The organism is Variovorax sp. dw_308 (assembly GCF_019207085.1).
Classification (GTDB): Bacteria; Pseudomonadota; Gammaproteobacteria; order Burkholderiales; family Burkholderiaceae_C; genus Variovorax.
Genome location: NZ_JAATOM010000001.1, coordinates 499,484 through 517,341, shown reverse-complemented (window position 1 = coordinate 517,341; position 17,858 = coordinate 499,484). Strand labels below are relative to the sequence as shown.

17 protein-coding genes are annotated in these 17,858 nt (G+C 66.8%); 8 read left to right on the top strand and 9 right to left on the bottom strand.

Annotated features, from left to right (window positions below):
- The first annotated feature begins 111 nt into the window (after window positions 1–111).
- Together HCU76_RS02285 and HCU76_RS02280 are read left to right on the top strand one after the other, a co-directional pair.
- Window positions 112–1,740 (top strand): class I adenylate-forming enzyme family protein, encoded by a 1,629-nt coding sequence (locus tag HCU76_RS02285; protein WP_218508327.1) that lies wholly within the window; start codon window positions 112–114, stop codon window positions 1,738–1,740.
- 167 nt (window positions 1,741–1,907) lie between these two features.
- A complete protein-coding gene (locus HCU76_RS02280) occupies window positions 1,908–2,060 on the top strand; it encodes a hypothetical protein (protein ID WP_213957863.1) in 153 nt (50 codons plus the stop codon).
- Window positions 2,061–2,235: 175 nt separating this feature from the next.
- Here the strand turns inward: HCU76_RS02280 and HCU76_RS02275 are convergent, their stop codons facing one another.
- Both HCU76_RS02275 and HCU76_RS02270 read right to left on the bottom strand, forming a co-directional pair.
- Complete coding sequence (locus HCU76_RS02275; RefSeq protein WP_218508326.1) at window positions 2,236–2,556, bottom strand: hypothetical protein; 321 nt, start codon at window positions 2,554–2,556, stop codon at window positions 2,236–2,238.
- 26 nt (window positions 2,557–2,582) lie between these two features.
- The gene (locus HCU76_RS02270; protein WP_213957865.1) at window positions 2,583–3,896 is read right to left on the bottom strand and encodes a hemolysin family protein; all 1,314 of its coding nucleotides are present in this window, start codon (window positions 3,894–3,896) and stop codon (window positions 2,583–2,585) included.
- A 23-nt stretch (window positions 3,897–3,919) separates the two neighbouring features.
- Between HCU76_RS02270 and HCU76_RS02265 the strand changes: the two genes are divergently transcribed.
- Window positions 3,920–4,762, top strand: coding sequence for a symmetrical bis(5'-nucleosyl)-tetraphosphatase (locus HCU76_RS02265; RefSeq protein ID WP_218508325.1), 843 nt, complete (start codon window positions 3,920–3,922; stop codon window positions 4,760–4,762).
- Between the two features lie 37 nt (window positions 4,763–4,799).
- On the opposite strand, the gene HCU76_RS02260 is transcribed toward HCU76_RS02265, so the two are convergent.
- Both HCU76_RS02260 and HCU76_RS02255 read right to left on the bottom strand, forming a co-directional pair.
- Window positions 4,800–6,269 (bottom strand): DEAD/DEAH box helicase, encoded by a 1,470-nt coding sequence (locus HCU76_RS02260; protein ID WP_218508324.1) that lies wholly within the window; start codon window positions 6,267–6,269, stop codon window positions 4,800–4,802.
- Between the two features lie 74 nt (window positions 6,270–6,343).
- Complete coding sequence (locus HCU76_RS02255) at window positions 6,344–7,558, bottom strand: MFS transporter (protein ID WP_218508323.1); 1,215 nt, start codon at window positions 7,556–7,558, stop codon at window positions 6,344–6,346.
- 94 nt (window positions 7,559–7,652) lie between these two features.
- Here HCU76_RS02255 and HCU76_RS02250 point away from each other — a divergent pair, with 94 nt between their 5' ends.
- Window positions 7,653–8,264: a TetR/AcrR family transcriptional regulator gene (locus tag HCU76_RS02250; protein WP_213957869.1), complete on the top strand. Its 612-nt coding sequence runs from the start codon at window positions 7,653–7,655 to the stop codon at window positions 8,262–8,264.
- A gap of 33 nt (window positions 8,265–8,297) precedes the next feature.
- On the opposite strand, the gene HCU76_RS02245 is transcribed toward HCU76_RS02250, so the two are convergent.
- The 4 genes from HCU76_RS02245 to guaD all read right to left on the bottom strand — a co-directional run bounded on the left by HCU76_RS02245 (window position 8,298) and on the right by guaD (window position 11,479).
- Complete coding sequence (locus HCU76_RS02245) at window positions 8,298–9,176, bottom strand: neutral zinc metallopeptidase (RefSeq protein WP_213957870.1); 879 nt, start codon at window positions 9,174–9,176, stop codon at window positions 8,298–8,300.
- A 48-nt stretch (window positions 9,177–9,224) separates the two neighbouring features.
- A complete protein-coding gene (locus HCU76_RS02240) occupies window positions 9,225–9,470 on the bottom strand; it encodes a hypothetical protein (protein ID WP_218508322.1) in 246 nt (81 codons plus the stop codon).
- Window positions 9,471–9,575: 105 nt separating this feature from the next.
- Complete coding sequence (gene dcd / locus HCU76_RS02235) at window positions 9,576–10,142, bottom strand: dCTP deaminase (protein ID WP_213957872.1); 567 nt, start codon at window positions 10,140–10,142, stop codon at window positions 9,576–9,578.
- Entirely contained in the window at window positions 10,139–11,479 is a 1,341-nt protein-coding gene (gene guaD / locus HCU76_RS02230; protein ID WP_218508321.1) for a guanine deaminase, read from the bottom strand. Before guaD ends, dcd begins: the two co-directional genes overlap by 4 nt.
- Window positions 11,480–11,626: 147 nt before the next feature.
- On the opposite strand from guaD, the gene HCU76_RS02225 reads away from it, so the two are divergent.
- Entirely contained in the window at window positions 11,627–12,769 is a 1,143-nt protein-coding gene (locus HCU76_RS02225; protein ID WP_218508320.1) for a glycosyltransferase family 1 protein, read from the top strand.
- Entirely contained in the window at window positions 12,766–13,428 is a 663-nt protein-coding gene (locus HCU76_RS02220) for an acyltransferase (RefSeq protein WP_213957875.1), read from the top strand. The genes HCU76_RS02225 and HCU76_RS02220 overlap by 4 nt, the downstream gene beginning before the upstream one ends.
- An 80-nt stretch (window positions 13,429–13,508) precedes the next feature.
- On the opposite strand, the gene HCU76_RS02215 is transcribed toward HCU76_RS02220, so the two are convergent.
- On the bottom strand, window positions 13,509–14,609 hold the full coding sequence (locus tag HCU76_RS02215) for a BMP family ABC transporter substrate-binding protein (RefSeq protein WP_218508319.1): 1,101 nt from the start codon (window positions 14,607–14,609) through the stop codon (window positions 13,509–13,511).
- Between the two features lie 193 nt (window positions 14,610–14,802).
- Here HCU76_RS02215 and HCU76_RS02210 point away from each other — a divergent pair, with 193 nt between their 5' ends.
- On the top strand, window positions 14,803–16,533 hold the full coding sequence (locus HCU76_RS02210; protein WP_218508318.1) for a penicillin-binding protein 2: 1,731 nt from the start codon (window positions 14,803–14,805) through the stop codon (window positions 16,531–16,533).
- Between the two features lie 95 nt (window positions 16,534–16,628).
- Complete coding sequence (locus HCU76_RS02205; protein ID WP_256353921.1) at window positions 16,629–17,819, top strand: MFS transporter; 1,191 nt, start codon at window positions 16,629–16,631, stop codon at window positions 17,817–17,819.
- The last annotated feature ends 39 nt before the right edge of the window (window positions 17,820–17,858 follow it).

The following is a 17,858-nucleotide window of genomic DNA, read 5'->3' as shown; positions in this document are numbered from 1 at the left end:
GTTAGCCGGATTTGGCAAGCGGCCCGCTCGGCCGCAAGCCATCCCGTGCTGACACCCGCAGCCAGCGAGTAGACGCAAGCCAGCCCATGGCAACGCACTTACCCTGCGGCGATGCACGCCAACCCCTTCACTGCTTCCACCTTGCCCCAGGCCCTCGAACGCGCTGCTTCGCTGCATCCCCAGATCGAGGCCTGGATCGACGGCGACACGGCCCATTCATTCGCCGACATGCACATGGCAAGCCGACGCATGGCCAGCGCGATGCAGGATGCGGGCCTTGCGCGGGGCGACCGCATCGCGGTGCTGTCGCACAACCAGATCGAGTGGCTGCAACTGTTCTTTGCGGCCACCCGCATCGGCGTGGCCGTGGTCGCGCTCAGCGCCCGCTACCGCGACGCGGAGATCGAATACATGCTGGCCGACAGCGAGGCCAGGATGGTGTTCACGCTCGACAAGGTCGATGGATTCGATTGCCTCGCGATGTTCGATCGCATGGCCGCGCGCCTCCCGGCGCTGCGCCAGGTCATCGCCATCGGCAGCGAAGCGTTCCGGAAGATGCAGTCCGCAGACGCCGACGCCGCGCGCTCTCAAGTCGATGTGGCTTTGCCATCTCGTCTCGATCCCCCGCAGGGGACGAGCCAGGGGCGGCCTGGCCCTGGGGGCGTGGAAACCGCCACTACCACCGTGCAGCCCGACGACCTGGCCATGGTCATCTACACCTCCGGCACCACCGGCCGTCCCAAGGGCTGCGCCCTGACCCATGCCAGCCTGCTCGCCTCGGCCGGCGGCCAGGCCCGCCACACGAAAGCGCGCGCCGGCGACCTGATGCAGCTGTCAAATCCGCTCAACCATGTCGGCGGCATCACCTGCGGCATCCTGTCGCAACTGCTCGTCGGCGGAAGCTGCGAGCTGGTCGCGAGCTTCAAGGCCAGGACCGTGCTCGACATGATCCGCAAGCGTCCGCCCCAGATCCTGGTGGGCGTGCCGACGATGATGACCCTGATCCTCATGCACCCCGAGTCGGAATCGGTCGACCTGTCGTCGGTGCGACTCATCATCACGGGCGGCTCCAACGTCGACAGCACGCTTCTCTCGCAACTGCAGCAGCGCATGCAGGGTGCGACGATCATGAACCTCTACGGCCTCTCCGAGGCCTCCGGCGCGCTGGTCATGACCCCGTGGGGCTGCGCCGACGAAGACCTCATGCAAAGCATCGGCAAGCCGCTCGAAGGCGCCGAGGTCCGTGCGGTCGGAGCGGACGACCATGCACTGCCGCCGGGCGAGATCGGCGAGCTGCATTTCAGGGGACTGGGCGTGGTGCGCGACTACATCGGCGCGGCAGCAGGCTCCGGCGCTTTCGAGGGCGGCTGGCTGCACACGGGCGACATGGGCATCGTCGATGCGCGCGGCTACATCACGCTCAAGGGCCGCATGAAGGACATGTACATCCAGGGCGGCTTCAACGTCTACCCCGCCGAGGTCGAGGCGCACATCGCGAAGCATCCGGCCGTGCTGATGGTCGCCGGCATCGGCGTGCCCGACAAGGTGCTTGGCGAGGTCGGCCGCTACTACGTCATCGCCCGCGAAGACAGCGACCTGACCGAGGCCGAGGTGCTGGCGCACTGCGCCGGCCAGATCGCCGACTACAAGATGCCACGCCAGGTCGTGCTGCGCACCGAACTGCCGATGACGCCGGCCGGCAAGATCCAGAAGGCCGCGCTGCGCGCCGAAGGGCGCTGACCGGGCGCCTCAGGCGCCGGGCCTGCGGTACCAGCGCGGGGAGAACTGCGCGATCGCCGAGCGCATGAAAGCCAGCGCTGGCAGCACGAGGTGAAGCCGTACTACACACGGCGCAGCCCAAGGATCGAAGCTGCCCCGACTGGCCGTCAACACAGAAGGAGCCCAGCATGATCCGCAAGCTCGCCTCCGGCGAATACCGCCTCTACTCCCGCAAGGTCGATCCCAAGACCGGAAAGCGACGCAACCTTGGCACCTTCGATTCCATGGCGCAAGCAAAGCAGCATGAACGTGAGGTGCAGTACTTCAAGCGCCAGGGCTGAAGTTCGGGTCCATTCGACACGGCGCGCGCTGACTGAAGCTGTACGGAAGCAGTTCCCGCGTCAGCTCCACGGCGCATCGCACCGACCCGCGAAATTGCTGTCGCTCCGGATCGCCTCATAGGCTGAATACGCGAGCGGCCCATTGCCGCAAGGTCACGCCGGCCGTACGGCGCCTTTATTCGCTCGGCGGCAGGACGATGCGGCGCTTCTTCTTCACCGTCACCACCACCGCCGGCGAAGGCGCGCGGGGGATGTTGACGATCGGCTCGCCCGGCTTGGTGCCCGTGGCGGCGCGCAATGCGAACTCGACGCGGCTGCGGTTCAGCGTCTCGACGATGTCGCCGTTGACCTGCGCATAGTCACCATCGGGCATCTTCGCCAGTGCACCGATCTGCATGCCGCGCTGCACGGTGCCAATCAATTGAAAGCCCTCACGCTGGTAGGTGAAAAACTGCCATCGGGGGCCAACGGTGATGCGGAGAGGTTCCTGGCTCATGGAGAAATCATTCGGGTCGGCGGTATTCAGCCATCTTCCGGGTTGTAGGTCGTGTCGGGACTTGCCAGCACTTTGTCGATTCGCCTGCCATCGAGCGCCGCCACCTCGAAGGTCCATCCCGCGCAATCGATGCGCTCGCCCACTGTCGGCAACTGGCCGGACACCGACATCAGCAGCCCGGCCACCGTGTTGTAGCGACCGCGCTCCTCGTCGGGCAATTCCTTGATGGCAAGTCGAGCCCTCAATTCTGACACGGGCATCAATCCATCGAGCTCCCAGGTGCCATCCTCCCGATGCGTCGCCCATGCATCGGTCTGCATCCCGGGCTGCAATTCGCCGGTAATGGCCTCCAGCAGATCCCGCGGCGTCATCAGGCCCTGGACCTCGCCATACTCGTCGACGACGAACACCAGCCGGCCGGCCCGCTCCCGGAACTGCTCCAGCAACTCCATGCCGGTCAACGTCTCCGGCACGAACGATGCCGGCTGCGCCGCCGATTCGATCACGCCCTCATGCTGCGGACCCAGATGCAACAAGCGCGCCACGCTGATCACGCCGACCACGTCGTCGAGCGAATTCCGGCAGACCGGATACCACGAATGCACGATGTTCAGCGCGCCGGCGTCCGCGACCTTCCGCAGGGCCTGGGCCACCGAATCGCTGGCCTCCAGCCATTCGATGTCGGCGCGTGGAACCATCAGTGACGACAGGCGCCGGTCGTCCAGGTGGAACACGTTGCGCACCATCTGGTGCTCATGGTGCTCGATGACGCCCGCATCCACGCCCTCTTCCAGGCTCGCCGAGATCTCCTCCTCGGTGACGACTCGCGCCGCGTTGGCATCGATGCGCAGGAAGCGCAGGATCATGGCGGTCGCGCCCGACAGCAGCAGCACGAAGGGCTTGGCGCCCGTGGCCACAGCACGCATCGGCCGCGAAACCCAGCGCGCCACCGGCTCCGGATACAACTGCCCGATGCGCTTGGGCACCAGTTCGCCCACGAGGATGGTGAAGAAGGTGATGACCGTCACCACCAGCCCCGTCGAGACCACGCTCGCGGCCCCCTTGCCCATGCCCAGCGTCTCGAACCAGTCGGCCAGCGGCGCAGCGAAGGCGGCCTCGCCCACGATGCCGCTGAGCATGCTGATCGAGGTGATGCCGATCTGCACCGTGGAGAGGAACTGCGTCGGGTCTTCCATCAGGCGCAGCGCGGCCACGGCGCCGGCATCGCCCGTTTCGGCCATTGCCGCGAGCCGCGCACGGCGGCTGGTCGAAAGGGCCATTTCGGACATGGAGAACAACGCGTTGAGCGTCGTCAGCACGGCCAGGAGGAAAACATCCATGAACGCGGGGGAGAATGGGAAGCATGGCACTTTACTTGATAGGCGACGTGCAGGGCTGCGACGAGGCGCTTGGACGGCTGCTGGACAAGATCGATTTCTCGCCGAGCCGCGACCGGTTGGTACTGCTTGGCGACCTGGTCAATCGCGGCCCCGGGTCGGCGAGCGTGCTCCGTCGCGCGCACGGCTACGGCGCGTCGGCGCGCAGCCTGCTCGGCAACCACGACCTGCACCTGCTGGCAGTCGCATCGGGCGCGCACAAGGCGGGCCGGCGCGACACGCTGGCGGGCGTGCTCGAGGCGCCGGACCGCGATGCCATGCTCGACTGGCTTCGCCACCAGCACATGGCGCTGCATGAAGCCATCGGCGGATCGGACCTGCTGATGGTCCATGCCGGCGTGCTGCCGCAATGGAACGTGGGCGATGTGCTGGCCTGCGCCTCGGAAGTCGAATCCGTGCTGCAAGGCTCCGCATACGGCGAATTCCTGCACGACATGTACGGCAACAAGCCGGCACAGTGGCGCGACACGCTCGTCGGCATCGAGCGCCTGCGCGTCATCGTCAACGCGCTGACCCGCCTGCGCTTCTGCGATGCCAAGGGCGTGATGGAGTTCGAGGCCAAGGACGATGCCGCTTCGGCCCCGCCCGGATTCATGCCCTGGTTCGACGTGCCTGGCCGGCGTACAGCCACGGCCACGGTGGCATTCGGCCACTGGTCCACGCTGGGCTGGCTGTCGCGTCCCGACCTGCTCTCGACCGATACCGGCTGCGTCTGGGGTGGATGCCTGAGCGCAGCGCGCATCGGCGCCACGCTGGCCGAGCGCGAGCACATCGAGGTGCACTGCGCCCAAAGTCAAAAGCCAGGCTGAACCTGGCTTTTTTGTCGTCGCGCGTCCGGCTTGAGCTTCAGTTGCTCGGCTCAGGGGTCTTGAACAGGGCGGCGACCTTGCGCTTGCTCTTGATGTTGGCCGAGATGCCGCGCACCGGGGGCGTGCTCTTCGCAGCCGCTTCCCATGCCGGTGCGGCCTCGCGCTGGCCCGGTTCGTAGGGCTGGTCGAAGAACGGATCGCGCGGCGCGGCGGGCGCACGGTGCGGACGACCACCGCCGCGCAACCCACGCAACTCGCCACCGCGTTCGCGCGGCGCGTCCAGCACGTCGCGCGCATCGCCGGCCTCGCCCTCTTCGCGCCAGTGGCGACGGCCGTCGTTGATGCGGCCACGCGGACGGTCTTCATCGAACTCGAGGGCTTCGAGTTCGATCTTGTTCTTGATCAGCTTCTCGATGTCGGCCACCAGGCGCGCATCGTTGCCGCCGCTGGCAAAGCTCACGGCCAGGCCGGAAGCGCCGGCACGGCCGGTGCGGCCGATGCGGTGGACGTAGTCCTCGGCGTTGAACGGGATGTCGAAGTTGAACACCGCCGGCACGTCCTTGATGTCGAGGCCGCGCGCCGCGACGTCGGTGCACACGAGCAGGTCGACCTCGCCCTTCTTGAAAGCGTCCAGGGCCTTCAGGCGCTCGTCCTGGCTCTTGTCGCCGTGCAGCGCCGTGGTCTTGAGGCCCTCGCGCTCCAGCGAACGCGCGAGCCTCGCGCAACCGAGCTTGCTGTTGACGAACACGAAGGCCTGCGTGATGCCGCGCTGACGCACGATCTGCTTGAGCGCGCGACGCTTGTCGTCGTCGCTCACGCTGTAGAAATGCTGCTCGACGGTGGAGGCCGTCTCGTTCGGCCGGGCCACCTCGATCGTGACCGGGTTCTGCAGGTAGCTGCCGGCCAGCCGCTTGATTTCCGGCGAGAAGGTCGCGGAGAACAGCAACGTGGTGCGCTGCTTGGGCAGGTAGCTGAGGATCCGCTGCAGGTCCGGCAGGAAGCCGATGTCCAGCATCCGGTCGGCTTCGTCGAGCACCACGTACTCGACCTGGTTGAGCACCGCGTTCTTGGCCTCGATGTGGTCGAGCAAACGGCCGGGCGTGGCCACGAGCACTTCGACACCCCTCTTGAGCTCCAGCGTCTGCGGCTTCATGTCCATGCCGCCGAACACGACCGCGCTGCGCAGGTTCGTGTACTTGGCGTACAGCTCGACCTGTTGCGCGACCTGCACGGCGAGTTCGCGCGTGGGCAGCAGCACCAGGGCGCGCACCGGATGGCGCGCCGGCGAAGTGGAAGCGTTTTCGTGCTTGAGCATCCGCTGCAGCAGGGGCAGCGCGAAGGCTGCCGTCTTGCCGGTCCCGGTCTGGGCCGCGCCCATCACGTCCTGACCCGCGAGCACCACCGGAATGGCTTGCTCCTGGATCGGGGTCATGGTCTCGTAGCCCATTTCGGCCACGGCGCGCGCCAGCGGTTCAGCCAGCGAAAGATTGGAAAAAGAACTGGTCATTAACCCTCGATTGTCGCACTGCCGCAAATCTGAGCAAAAAACCAGAGAAAAACCCCGCAATCCGGCGTGCCGGATCAGCGCCGGACCGCGCCGAAGAATGCCAGCGCCGACAGCAGGATCACGCCCGAGCCGAACTCGTACGCCGTGCGCGCGATGTCGCCCTGGTGCGCGACGTCGTAACCCGCGATCATCGCCGGCAGGCCCATCGCCAGGTACGAGATCACGAACAGCACCGCCAGCACGCCGGCGCGCTCCTGCGGCTGGATCAGCGCAACGATGGTCCGCAGCGCGCCCTGGAATCCTGTGCCGAAGCCGACGCCGGCCAGCGCCGTGCCGAGCAGGAACAGAGCCGGCATGCGCAGCGCCACGGCGGCCATGGCCGTGGACATGCCCACCAGCAGGGCACTCGCGCCGAGTCGCAGCAATGCATGAGGCTCCAGCGCCCGCGTCGCGAGGACGGACAGGGCGCCACTGCCGGCCAGCACGAACAACGCGCTGCTGCCCAGGATCACCGAGCCGGCGCCGCCGGTGAGACCGATCAGCAGGGTCGGCCCCAGGGACGCATAGAAACCGGCCAGGGCCCACACCGACACCAGCGCCGGCGTGACGCGCAACAGCGGCCCGCGCACGCCAACCGGCACCGACATGCGGGGCCGCAGCGACGCCAGCGCGCCGCCCTTCACGGCCGCGGTCTCCGCCATGAAGTACACGAGCGCCGCCTGCGCCACGAACACGACGCCCAGCACTGCGTAGACCAGGTGCATCGGCGCGGGCAGGTAGCGGATCATCAGCCCCGCGGCCAGTCCGCCGACGGCCGTGCCCATCATCGGCGCAAGCGAATTGGCCAGCGCGCCGCGACTCTTGTCGATGTCCAGCAGCCCGGCCCCGGCCGTGGCGATGGCCACGCCTGCCGAGACACCCTGCACCACGCGCGCCAGCAGCAGGTCCGACAAGCCATCGGCATTGGCGAAGATCACCATGCTTGCCGCCTGGGCCAGCGCCGCGCCGATCAGCACCGGCCGGCGGCCCACGTGGTCCGACAGCCGACCGCCGAACAGCAGCGCCAACAGCACCGCGATCGCATAGACGCCGAACGCGACCGTCAGCATCGTCGACGAGAAGCCCCAGGCGCGCTGGTAGATCGCATAGAAGGGCGTCGGCGCGCTCGACCCGGCCAGGAAGCCCAGCGTGATCGAGGCCTGCAGCAGGAAAGCCGCATTGGGCGACAGGCGCCGAGCGGCCGGCAGCACGGCGGCGGGGTGAGAAAGGCTGGTGCGGGCATTGGTCATGGTGGGCGGCCTCTTCGTTCGAGCTGGCTGACATCGAACAGACAAGTCTGTCTGGTGGTTGCAGTGTACAGACCGGTCTGGTAATGTCAAGCCCATGGAAACGAAAAAATCCCTTGCCCCGCAGCGCGGCTCCGCCCGCGAGCGCTTGCTGGCGGCTGCCGACGAGCTGTTCTATGAAGGCGGCATCCACACCGTCGGCATCGAGCGCGTGATCGAGCGCGCCGGCGTGGCCAAGGCCTCGCTCTACGACTGCTTCGGCAGCAAGGAAGAACTGATTCGCGCCTACCTGCAGTCCCGGCAGGAGGCGCGCAGGCTGCGCATCACCGCGAGGCTCGCGACGTACACGACTCCGCGGGACCGCCTGCTCGGCGTGTTCGATGCCATGGAAGACCTCATGGCAAGCGGCAATTTCCGCGGTTGCGCCTTCAATCGCGCGGCCAGCGAATCAAAGGCAGGCGGCGTCATCCAGTCCACCTGCGACGACGCGCGGGGCTGGATGCGGGAGCTCTTCACGGGGCTGGCCCGGGACGCCGGCGCCGCCGATCCGGAAGCGCTGGCGCGGCAGCTGATGCTGCTCTATGACGGCGCCTCGGTGTCCGGCCAGCTCGAGTTCGGCAGCGGCGCGGCAGCTACGGCCCGCGCCATCGCAGCGCACATGCTGGACACCGCCATTCCTGCAAAGGCCAGGAAAAAAGTCGCGGCCTGACCGGGATTCGTTCCGCGCCAGACTACGGCAGCGCTAGAGGCTGCGCGCCGCGAAGGTATCGCAGGACTGGATCTTGCCGCTCTCATAACCAGCGCCAAACCAGTGCTGGCGCTGGGCGCTGGTGCCGTGGGTGAAGCTGTCCGGCACCACCGCGCGCCCCGCCGAACGCTGCAGCGCGTCGTCACCGATCTTCTGCGCGGCGTTCATGGCCGCCTCGATATCGCCGGGATCGAGCCATTGCTTCGACTCCTGCGAATTGCGGGCCCAAACGCCCGCGAAGCAATCCGCCTGCAGTTCGACGCGCACGCTCAGGGCGTTGTTCTGGGTCTCGCTGAGGCGATTGCGCATCGCGTCGACCTTGCCGGTCACGCCGAGTTCATCCTGCACATGGTGGCCGACCTCGTGCGCGATCACGTACGCCTGCGCAAACTCGCCAGGCGCGCCCAGGCGGTTCTTGAGCGTGTCGTAAAAAGCCAGGTCGATGTAGACCTTCTTGTCGCCGGGGCAGTAGAACGGGCCCATGGCCGACTGGCCGGTGCCGCAAGCGGTGGGCGTGGCGTTGCGAAAGAGCACGAGCCGGGGCGGCGTGTAGGTCTTGCCGTTCTGCTGGAAGATCGCCGTCCACACGACTTCGGTATTCTTGAGCACGGTGGACACGAAGGCCGCTTCGCGATCGTTGGCGGGCGGCTTGTGGGCCGGCCCGGGTTGCTGCTGCACTTGCGGCGAGCCGCCGCCGCTGAGCATGCCGAGCATGGTGAGCGGGTTGATACCCAGCACCCATCCGCCGATCAACGCCACCGCGATCGTGCCGATGCCGATACTGCGACCGCCGATGAATCCGCCGCCTCCTCCGCCGCCACCATCCCGTCGATCCTCGACGTTGTCCGATTGTTCGTTGCCTTCCCATCTCATGGCTGTCTCCTCACCGGCGGCGCCGGATAGCGCGTGAATAGTAATGGCTCAACGGTGGGGCGTGTAACCGACGGTCATGACGCCATCCCCCAACGCCGCCGGGCGCGACGGGCGTTGCGCGACCTCCGTGCGACGTTGCGCTTCGGCAGCCGCGCGCCACTCGGCCGCGCGGACCTGGGAGTGGGCAATCATCGCCATGGCCACGGCTTGCGCCAACACGATCGCCACGAGTACGGCAACCAGCAACTTGCGCAGCGGCGACAGTTGGCGCACCTCGTTGATCGAATCCAGCATGAAGGTCCCCTTTGGAGCGACGCGCCCGGTGCGCGACGGCAGCGCCATGCTGAACGAGCGTGCGCACGACGGCTGGGAGCGCGCGGCGCAAGCGGGCGTAGGAACTCAGGCCTTTGGAAGCGTCACGCCGCGCTGACCCTGGTACTTGCCGCCACGGTCCTTGTAGCTGGTCTCGCAGACCTCGTCGCTCTCGAAGAACAGCACCTGCGCGCAGCCTTCGCCCGCGTAGATCTTGGCCGGCAGCGGCGTGGTGTTGCTGAACTCCAGCGTCACGTAGCCTTCCCATTCGGGCTCGAAGGGCGTCACGTTGACGATGATGCCGCAGCGCGCATAAGTGCTCTTGCCGAGGCAGATGGTCAGTACGTTGCGCGGGATGCGGAAGTACTCGACGGTGCGCGCCAGCGCGAAGCTGTTGGGCGGGATGATGCAGTAGTCGCCATGCATGTCGACGAAGCTCTTCTCGTCGAAGTTCTTGGGGTCGACCACCGTGCTGTGAATGTTGGTGAAAACCTTGAATTCCGGCGCGCAGCGGATGTCATAGCCATAGCTGGAGGTGCCGTAGCTGATGATCTTGTGGCCTTCGCGTTCGCGGATCTGGCCCGGCTCGAAGGGCTCGATCATGCCGTTGCTCTCGGCCATGCGCCGGATCCATTTGTCGCTCTTGATGCTCATGTGAAGTCGGGGCTGCGGGAAGTGGGCGTGGATTTTGGCACGCCACCCGCCGAGGGCGCCGCTTGCGAGATCACCGTCCGCTCGATCACCCGGTCGTCGCCCAGCACGATCAGCGAAAACAGCAGTTCCTCCAGGCTGTTGGCCCGCCCGGTCTTGCGCGCCAGCAGCGGCGTCGCCTTGGGGTCCAGCACCAGGAAGTCGGCCTCGCAGCCGGGCTGCAGGTTGCCGATCACGCCATCGAGTCCCAACGCACGCGCCGCGCCGGCGGTGTGACGCCACCACAGTTGCGAGGGCGGGATGCTCAGGCCCGGCTTGGTCCGGCCCTCGCGACCCACGTAGTAGGCGGCGAGCATGGTGTGGAAGGGGCTGAAGCTGGTGCCGCCGCCCACGTCGCTGGCCAGCCCATAGCGGTAGCCGATGCGATCGGCGCCCTCGAAATCGAAGAACCCGCTGCCCAGGAACAGATTGCTGGTCGGGCTGACGGCAGCAGCCGCACCGGTCTCGCGCATGAGGCGGCGATCGTCGTCGTCGAAATGGATGCAGTGCGCATAAATCGATCGCTCGCGCATCAGGTCGAAGCCAAGGTAGACGTCCAGGTAGGAGCGCGCCTTGGGGAACAGCTTCATGACCCACTTCACCTCGTCCTCGTTCTCGGCCACGTGGGTGTGGATCCAGGTGTCGGGATAGCGCGCGGCCAGCTTGCCTGCGCCGCGCAATTGCTCGTCGGTGCAGGTCGGCGCAAAGCGCGGGGTGATGGCATAGCCGAGGCGGTCGACGTTGTGCCAGCGCCGGATCAGCGCTTCGGTGTCGATCAGGCTCTGTTCAGTTTCGTCCCGTACACCATCTGGCGAATGACGATCCTGAAGCACCTTGCCAGCCATCATGCGCAGCTTGCGCCGCTGTGCCGCCGAAAAGATGGCTTCGACGGAACTCGGGTGCGAGGTGGCGAAGGTGAGCGCGGTGGTCACGCCATTGCGCATCAACTCGTCCAGGAAGACCTCGGCCACCTGCGCGGCATGCGCCGGGTCGGCAAACTGGCTCTCGGCAGGGAAGGTGTAGTTCTCCAGCCATGGGAGCAACCCATCCGCAGGCGCCCCGATGATGTCGGTCTGCGGGAAATGGATATGCATGTCGATGAATCCCGGCGCCAGGATGCGCCCGGGTAGGCTTATTGCGTCGAGGCCGGCATGGCGAGGGACCACCTGGTGCCATGGCCCGGCGTCGACCACGACCTGCCGACCGCGGGAATCGGCGCCGACGACCAGCAAGCCATCTTCGTCAAACAGGGCGCCTCCATCGAAATCAAATCGCAAAAGTGAGGCACGGTACGCTTTCATGGGGGGTAGCTTAAGCAGAAACGCCACGTCAATGATGCTTGCGTACCGATAATTAGTATCCGCAACCGTACACAATCGTCGTGAATTCCAGGGAGCCCTTTCCTTGAGAACTCGACCCCTTCCCCCGGATCTGGATCTCTGCAATCAATGAAAGTGCTGCTGATAGGTAACCTGCCCGCGGACGGGCAGACGAGCATGCTGTTGTTCCAGGCCGTCATCCAACGCGAAATGACGCGGCTGGGCCATGACGTGCGCCTGGTCACGCCCATGCCCTGGGTGCAGCGGCTGCCGTGGCCCGAGCGCCTGCGGAAATGGGTGGGCTATGTCGACAAGTTCGTGCTGTTCCCGTTCACGCTGAAGCGGCATGTGCGCTGGGCCGACGTGGTGCATGTCACGGACCACTCCAACGCGATGTACGTGCCCCGCGTGACCGCGAGGCCGAATATCGTGACCTGCCACGACGTCATCGCGATCCAGGCCGGTCTCGGCATGATTCCCGGCTGGAATGTGGGCTGGACCGGGCGCGTCTTCCAGCGACTGATCTCCAAAGGGCTGGACCGCACCGATGAAGTCGCCTGCGTATCCCACCTGACGCGCCGCCACCTGCTGGAACTGCGCCTGGCCCAGGAAGGCAAGGTGGGCGTGGTCCTGAATGGCCTCAACGCTGCCTTCGCGCCGGTGGCGCCCGAGGCCGCCGCACCCGTGGTCTGCAAAGTCGGCCTGGGACCGCAGGACCGCTATGTGATGCACATTGGCGCCGACATGCCGCGCAAGAACCGCATCACCATCATCAGGGCGTTCATCGAGTTGCAGCGGCGCGCCGTCGCGAGCGGGCAGCCGCCGGTGGCCGACAAGTTGCTGATCGTGGGGCCGCCACTGTCCCCTCCGCTGGATGAACTCGCCCGCTCCAGCGGAGTCTCCGACAAGATCATCCTGGCCAAGAACGTGTCGCATGAAGATTTGTGCGCGCTCTATTCGCAGGCCACGGCCCTGCTGTTTCCCTCGCTGCAGGAGGGCTTCGGCTGGCCCATCATCGAGGCGCAGGCCTGCGGCTGCCCGGTGTTCACCTCCGACGTGGCGCCGATGAACGAGATCGGCGGCACGGCCGCGGTCTATGTGCAGCCGGAAGACGCCGATGGACTCGCAAGCGCGATCGAGCAGGCCGCGCCGCGCCTGGATGAGATGCGCAGGCTGGGTCTCGAGAACGCCTCCTTCTATACGTCCGAGCGCATGGCCCGGGGCTACATCGACACCTACCGCAAGGCGATCGACGCCCGCCAAGCCGCATGAAGAAGCTGCTGTCGCTCCTCGTCGTGGCCCTACCCTGGCCGCTGAAGCGCTGGCTGCTGCGCAAGGTGTGGGGCTATCGCATCGCGGACAGCGCGCGCATCGGGCTCTCGTACATCTTCCCGGGTGAACTGGAGATGGGCGAGCATGCGTACATCGGGCATTTCAATGTCGCCATTCACCTGGGACGCGTGGCGTGCGGCGAATATTCACGCATCGAGCGGGGCAACTGGATCACCGGCCACCCGCCCGCGGGCGCCCATTTCTCGCATCGAACGGGGCGCGACCCCGCCCTGCTGCTCGGCGCCCATGCCGCCATCACCAAGTCGCACATCATCGATTGCACCGACCGCGTCTCGATCGGCGCCTTCACGACCGTGGCCGGATATCACTCGCAGCTCATCACGCACGGCATCGACGCCGTGACGGCGCGCCAGGACTGCAAGCCGATCTCGATCGGCGCCTATTGCCTGGTGGGCACGCGCATCACCGCGATCGGCGGGGCGGTGCTGCCCGATCGCTGCATCCTGGGTGCGGGATCGGTGCTGAACAAGGCGCATGCCGAGGAGTGCGTGCTCTATGCCGGGCAGCCCGCGGTTCGCATCAAGTCGATTCCGGAAGATGCGGCGTACTTCAAGCGCACGCGCGGCTTCATCGACTGAAGGTGTGAATATTCCTGCAGCGGACACCGCCCTCGCTACGGGATCTCCGCACCTTCAGGGTCCCCAAGCTTGCTGAGTCATCAAGCGCCCTGGCGACTCACCTTGCCCTGCACGCCTTCGACCAGCCAGTTCATCTGCAGGATCTGGGCATCCGTGAGCGAGCTTCCCTTCGGGATTACCACGCGGCCCTGGTTGTCGCGCACGTCGGCCGTCGCGGCAAAGGGCAGGAGCTTGCCGCTGCCGATGTCGCGCTGGCGGGCCAGCACCTCGTCCTGTACGGACTTCGGCACCTTGCTGCCGAAATCGCCGACGCGGATCATTCCTTCCTTCACGCCGCCCCAGATCGAGCCGCTTTTCCAGGTGCCGTCCAGCACGGCGCGGGCGCGCTGCGTGTAGTAGCCGCCCCACTCGTGCGTGACGGCGACGATCTGGGCGTCGGGCGCCACCTTGCGCATGTCGGAGTGGTAGGCCACGGCCATCTTGCCGCGCTCCTGGGCGGCGCTCATGACGGCGGTGGAGCCGGTGTGGAAGGCGATCACGTCGACGTCCTGGTTGAACAGTGACATCGCGGCATCGCGCTCCCTCGGCGGGTTGAACCATTCGTCGAGCCACACGACCTTGACCTGCGCCTTCGGGTCGACCGAGCGCATGCCAAGCGTGAAGGCGTTGATGCCCTGCAGCACCTCGGGGATCGGGAAGCCCGCGACGTAGCCGGCCAGGTGCGTCTTCGTCATGCGGCCCGCGGCGACGCCGGCCAGGTAGCGGCCCTCGTAGTAGCGCGCGTTGGAGATGGCGACGTTGTCAGCCGTCTTGAGGCCGGTCACCGATTCGAACTTCACGTCGGGGAAGTCGCGCGCCACCTTCAGCGTCGGCTCCATGTAGCCGAAGCTCGGGGTGAAGATGAGCTTGTTGCCTTGCTGGGCCAGGTCACGGATGACGCGCTCGGCGTCGGCGCCTTCGGAGACGTTCTCGACATAGGTGGTCTTGACCTTGCCGGGTAGCGCAGCCTCGACGGCCTTGCGGCCCAGCTCGTGCTGATGGACCCAGCCGGCATCGGTCAGCGGCGCAACGTAGACGAAGCCGACCTTGAGCGGCGCACTGGCGGGCGCGGGGGTCTGGGAAAAAGCGGGAGATGAAAAAGCGCAGGCAGCCGCGATCGCGGCCACGAGGTTTTTGTACATGGTAGTCCTCTACATGGCCCCGGGTGGTTGAAAAAATGCGGCGCCTCGGAGCAGCGGTGCGGGCGGTATTTTAGCGGCGCGGCCCCGGGCCTTCGAAATGCCCTGGCGCGGCGGAACTTCGCCAACGGCTGCCCGTCTATCCCGTGCCTCGCAACCCTCTCCAACCAACATCAACAACCGTGAGCAGCCTTTCATGAGCCGCAATGGCCCCGGCGTCCGATACGCCACCAGTCCCCTGCTCGCAAGCAAGACGCCGCTGTGGCGCAGCAAGTTCATCGTCGGCAGCATGGCATTCGGCTTCGCGCTGCTGGCTGCGCGTGCGGCCTATGTCGAGGTCTTCAACAACCAGTATTTCATTCACCAGGGCGAGGTTCGCTTCGTGCGCACGCTCGACATGCCGGCCAGCCGCGGCCGCATCCTGGACCGCAACGGCCAGATCCTCGCGGCCGACGTGCCGGCGCCCAGCATCTGGGCCATCCCGGAGGACATCGAGCGCGACGACCCGAGCGTGCAGGCCAGGCTGCGCGATGCCGCGCAAGTGCTGGGCATGCCACAGAAGGACTTCGACAAGAAGCTGGCCGACGAGGACAAGAGCTTCGTCTGGATCAAGCGCCAGGTCGACGTGGCCGTCGCGCGCAAGCTGGCAGAGCTCAACATCAAGGGCCTCTACCAGCGCAGCGACTTCAAGCGCCTCTACCCTGAAGGCGAGGCCGCTGCGCATGTGGCCGGCTTCACCAACATCGAGGAGCAGGGCCAGGAAGGCGTGGAGCTGGCCTTCGACCACAGTCTGGCCGGCAAGGCCGGCTCGCGCCGCGTCATCAAGGACCGGCTCGGGCGCGTGGTGGAAGACGTGGGCGAGGCGGTGCCGCCGGACAACGGCGACGACGTGCAGCTCAGCATCGACGAACGGATCCAGTACGTCGCCTACGAGAAGATCCGCGACGCGGTGATCGAGAACAAGGCGAAGGCCGGCAGTTGCGTGGTGGTCGATGCAGTGACCGGCGAGTTGCTCGCGATGGCCAACTACCCCAGCTTCAACCCCAACGACCGAAGCGACCTCAGCGGCGACCACCTGCGCAACCGCGCGATGACCGACGTGTTCGAGCCCGGCTCGACGATGAAGCCCATCACCGTCGCCACCGCGCTGCAGCTGGGCCGCATCACGCCGCAGACGATCATCGACACCAACCCGGGCCGCATCACGGTGGCCGGCGCCACCATCCACGATGACGAGAACTTCGGCGTGCTCAACGTCATCGGCGTGATCCAGAAGTCGAGCAACGTCGGCGCGACCAGGATCTCGCAGCGCATGACGCCGCACGAGATGTGGGATTCGTTCACTTCGCTCGGCTTCGGGCAGAAGCCGCAGACGGAGTTTCCGGGCGCCATCACCGGGCGGCTGCGGCCGTGGAAGGCATGGAGGCCGATCGAGCAGGCCACCATGTCCTATGGCTATGGCTTGTCGGCCTCGCTGTTCCAGATCGCGCATGCCTACACCGCGTTCGCGCACGGTGGCGAGGTGATCCCGGTGAAGCTGCTCAAGAGCGATGCGCCGCCGGTCGGCATCCCGGTGTTCACGCCGCAGATCGCGAGCGAGGTGCGGCAGATGATGCACCTGGCCGCGGCGCCCGGCGGCACGGCGCCGCTGGCGCAGACGGTCGGCTATTCGGTCGGCGGAAAGACCGGCACCGCCCACAAGCAGGAGGGCAAGGGCTACGCCGGCAACAAGTACCGCGCCTGGTACACCGGCATGTCGCCGATCGACAAGCCACGCATCATCGTCGCGGTGATGGTCGACGAGCCTGGGGCGGGCAAGTACTTCGGCGGGCTGGTCGCGGCGCCGGTGTTCAGCCAGGTGGTGCAGCAGACGCTGCGCATCATGAACGTGATGCCGGACCTGGCGGTGCCTTCGCAGGCGCATTGAGGCCCGTCAGGGGCCATCGCGACGCCTTGGGGCGCGATGGCCCGCGCCGTGAATCGGCATGGGCCCGCAGCGCGGGCGCGCCGCAGAATCGGAGGATGCCTGAAGCATCCCCGCAACCGCATTGGCGGCGCAATCTCATCGTCTGCATGTTCGGCTCGTTCACGACCATCGTCGCGATGACGCTGCTGCTGCCCTTCCTGCCGCTGTATGTCGAGCAACTGGGTGTGACGGACCATGCGGCCATCGTGCAATGGTCGGGCGTCGCGTTTGGCGCGACCTTCTTCAGCGCGGCGCTGTGCGCGCCGCTGTGGGGGAAGCTGGCGGATCTCTATGGGCGCAAGCTGATGCTGATCCGCGCCAGCCTGGGCATGTCGGTGGCGATGGCCCTGATCGGCGTGGCGGACAACGTGTGGCAACTGGTGGGACTGCGCCTGCTGGCCGGCCTGCTCGGCGGCTATGCCTCCGGCTCGATGGTTCTGGTGGCCACGCAGACGCCCAAGGAGCGCACCGGCTGGGCGCTCGGCACGCTGTCGTCGGCGATCATGGCGGGCAACCTCGTCGGACCATTGATCGGCGGCGCATTGCCGCCACTGATCGGCATCCGCAACACCTTCTTCGCGGCGGGTGCGGTGATCTTCGTGGCCTTCCTCGCCACCGTGACGCTGATCCGCGAAGAGAAGCGGCCTCCTGTGGCCAAGGGAGCGCAAGTGAAGGTCGGCTGGGCGTCCATTGATGACAAGGGGCCGATCGTCGCGATGTTCATCACCGGCACGCTGCTGATGCTGGCGAACATGTCGATCGAGCCGATCATCACGGTCTACGTCGCGCAACTCGTGGCCGACCCGGTGCACGTGACCCTGATGGCCGGGCTGGTGATGTCGGCCGCGGCGCTGGGCAGCATCCTGTCGGCGGCGCGTCTCGGCAAGCTGGCGGACCGCGTCGGGCACTGGACCGTAATCATCGGCTGCCTCGCGGTCTCTGCCGTGCTGCTGGTGCCGCAGGCCTTCGTGACATCGTCCTGGCAACTGGTGCTGCTGCGCTTCCTGATGGGGCTGTCGCTAGGCGGCCTGCTGCCCTGCATCGCCAGCGTGATCCGCCACAACGCGCCGGAGCGGGCGGCGGGGCAGATGCTGGGCTGGTCGGTGTCGGCGCAGTACACCGGGCAGGTGGTGGGGCCGCTGCTCGGCGGTTTCGTCGGCGGGCACTACGGCATGCGCGCAGTGTTCCTGGGCACTTGCGTGCTGATGGCGGGCGGTGCGCTGTGGAATTGGCGCGTGAAGCGCTGAAGGTCCCAGCCCCCAGAGCCGGCTCTGCGCCCTGGTCGC

Bases quoted from the DNA above. Each gene is read 5' to 3' on its own strand.
- HCU76_RS02285 (WP_218508327.1), top strand. From the start codon at position 112: ATGCACGCCAACCCCTTCACTGCTTCCACCTTGCCCCAGGCCCTCGAA.
- HCU76_RS02280 (WP_213957863.1), top strand. From the start codon at position 1,908: ATGATCCGCAAGCTCGCCTCCGGCGAATACCGCCTCTACTCCCGCAAG.
- HCU76_RS02275 (WP_218508326.1), bottom strand. From the start codon at position 2,556: ATGAGCCAGGAACCTCTCCGCATCACCGTTGGCCCCCGATGGCAGTTT.
- HCU76_RS02270 (WP_213957865.1), bottom strand. From the start codon at position 3,896: ATGGATGTTTTCCTCCTGGCCGTGCTGACGACGCTCAACGCGTTGTTC.
- HCU76_RS02265 (WP_218508325.1), top strand. From the start codon at position 3,920: ATGGCACTTTACTTGATAGGCGACGTGCAGGGCTGCGACGAGGCGCTT.
- HCU76_RS02260 (WP_218508324.1), bottom strand. From the start codon at position 6,269: ATGACCAGTTCTTTTTCCAATCTTTCGCTGGCTGAACCGCTGGCGCGC.
- HCU76_RS02255 (WP_218508323.1), bottom strand. From the start codon at position 7,558: ATGACCAATGCCCGCACCAGCCTTTCTCACCCCGCCGCCGTGCTGCCG.
- HCU76_RS02250 (WP_213957869.1), top strand. From the start codon at position 7,653: ATGGAAACGAAAAAATCCCTTGCCCCGCAGCGCGGCTCCGCCCGCGAG.
- HCU76_RS02245 (WP_213957870.1), bottom strand. From the start codon at position 9,176: ATGAGATGGGAAGGCAACGAACAATCGGACAACGTCGAGGATCGACGG.
- HCU76_RS02240 (WP_218508322.1), bottom strand. From the start codon at position 9,470: ATGCTGGATTCGATCAACGAGGTGCGCCAACTGTCGCCGCTGCGCAAG.
- dcd (WP_213957872.1), bottom strand. From the start codon at position 10,142: ATGAGCATCAAGAGCGACAAATGGATCCGGCGCATGGCCGAGAGCAAC.
- guaD (WP_218508321.1), bottom strand. From the start codon at position 11,479: ATGAAAGCGTACCGTGCCTCACTTTTGCGATTTGATTTCGATGGAGGC.
- HCU76_RS02225 (WP_218508320.1), top strand. From the start codon at position 11,627: ATGAAAGTGCTGCTGATAGGTAACCTGCCCGCGGACGGGCAGACGAGC.
- HCU76_RS02220 (WP_213957875.1), top strand. From the start codon at position 12,766: ATGAAGAAGCTGCTGTCGCTCCTCGTCGTGGCCCTACCCTGGCCGCTG.
- HCU76_RS02215 (WP_218508319.1), bottom strand. From the start codon at position 14,609: ATGTACAAAAACCTCGTGGCCGCGATCGCGGCTGCCTGCGCTTTTTCA.
- HCU76_RS02210 (WP_218508318.1), top strand. From the start codon at position 14,803: ATGAGCCGCAATGGCCCCGGCGTCCGATACGCCACCAGTCCCCTGCTC.
- HCU76_RS02205 (WP_256353921.1), top strand. From the start codon at position 16,629: ATGCCTGAAGCATCCCCGCAACCGCATTGGCGGCGCAATCTCATCGTC.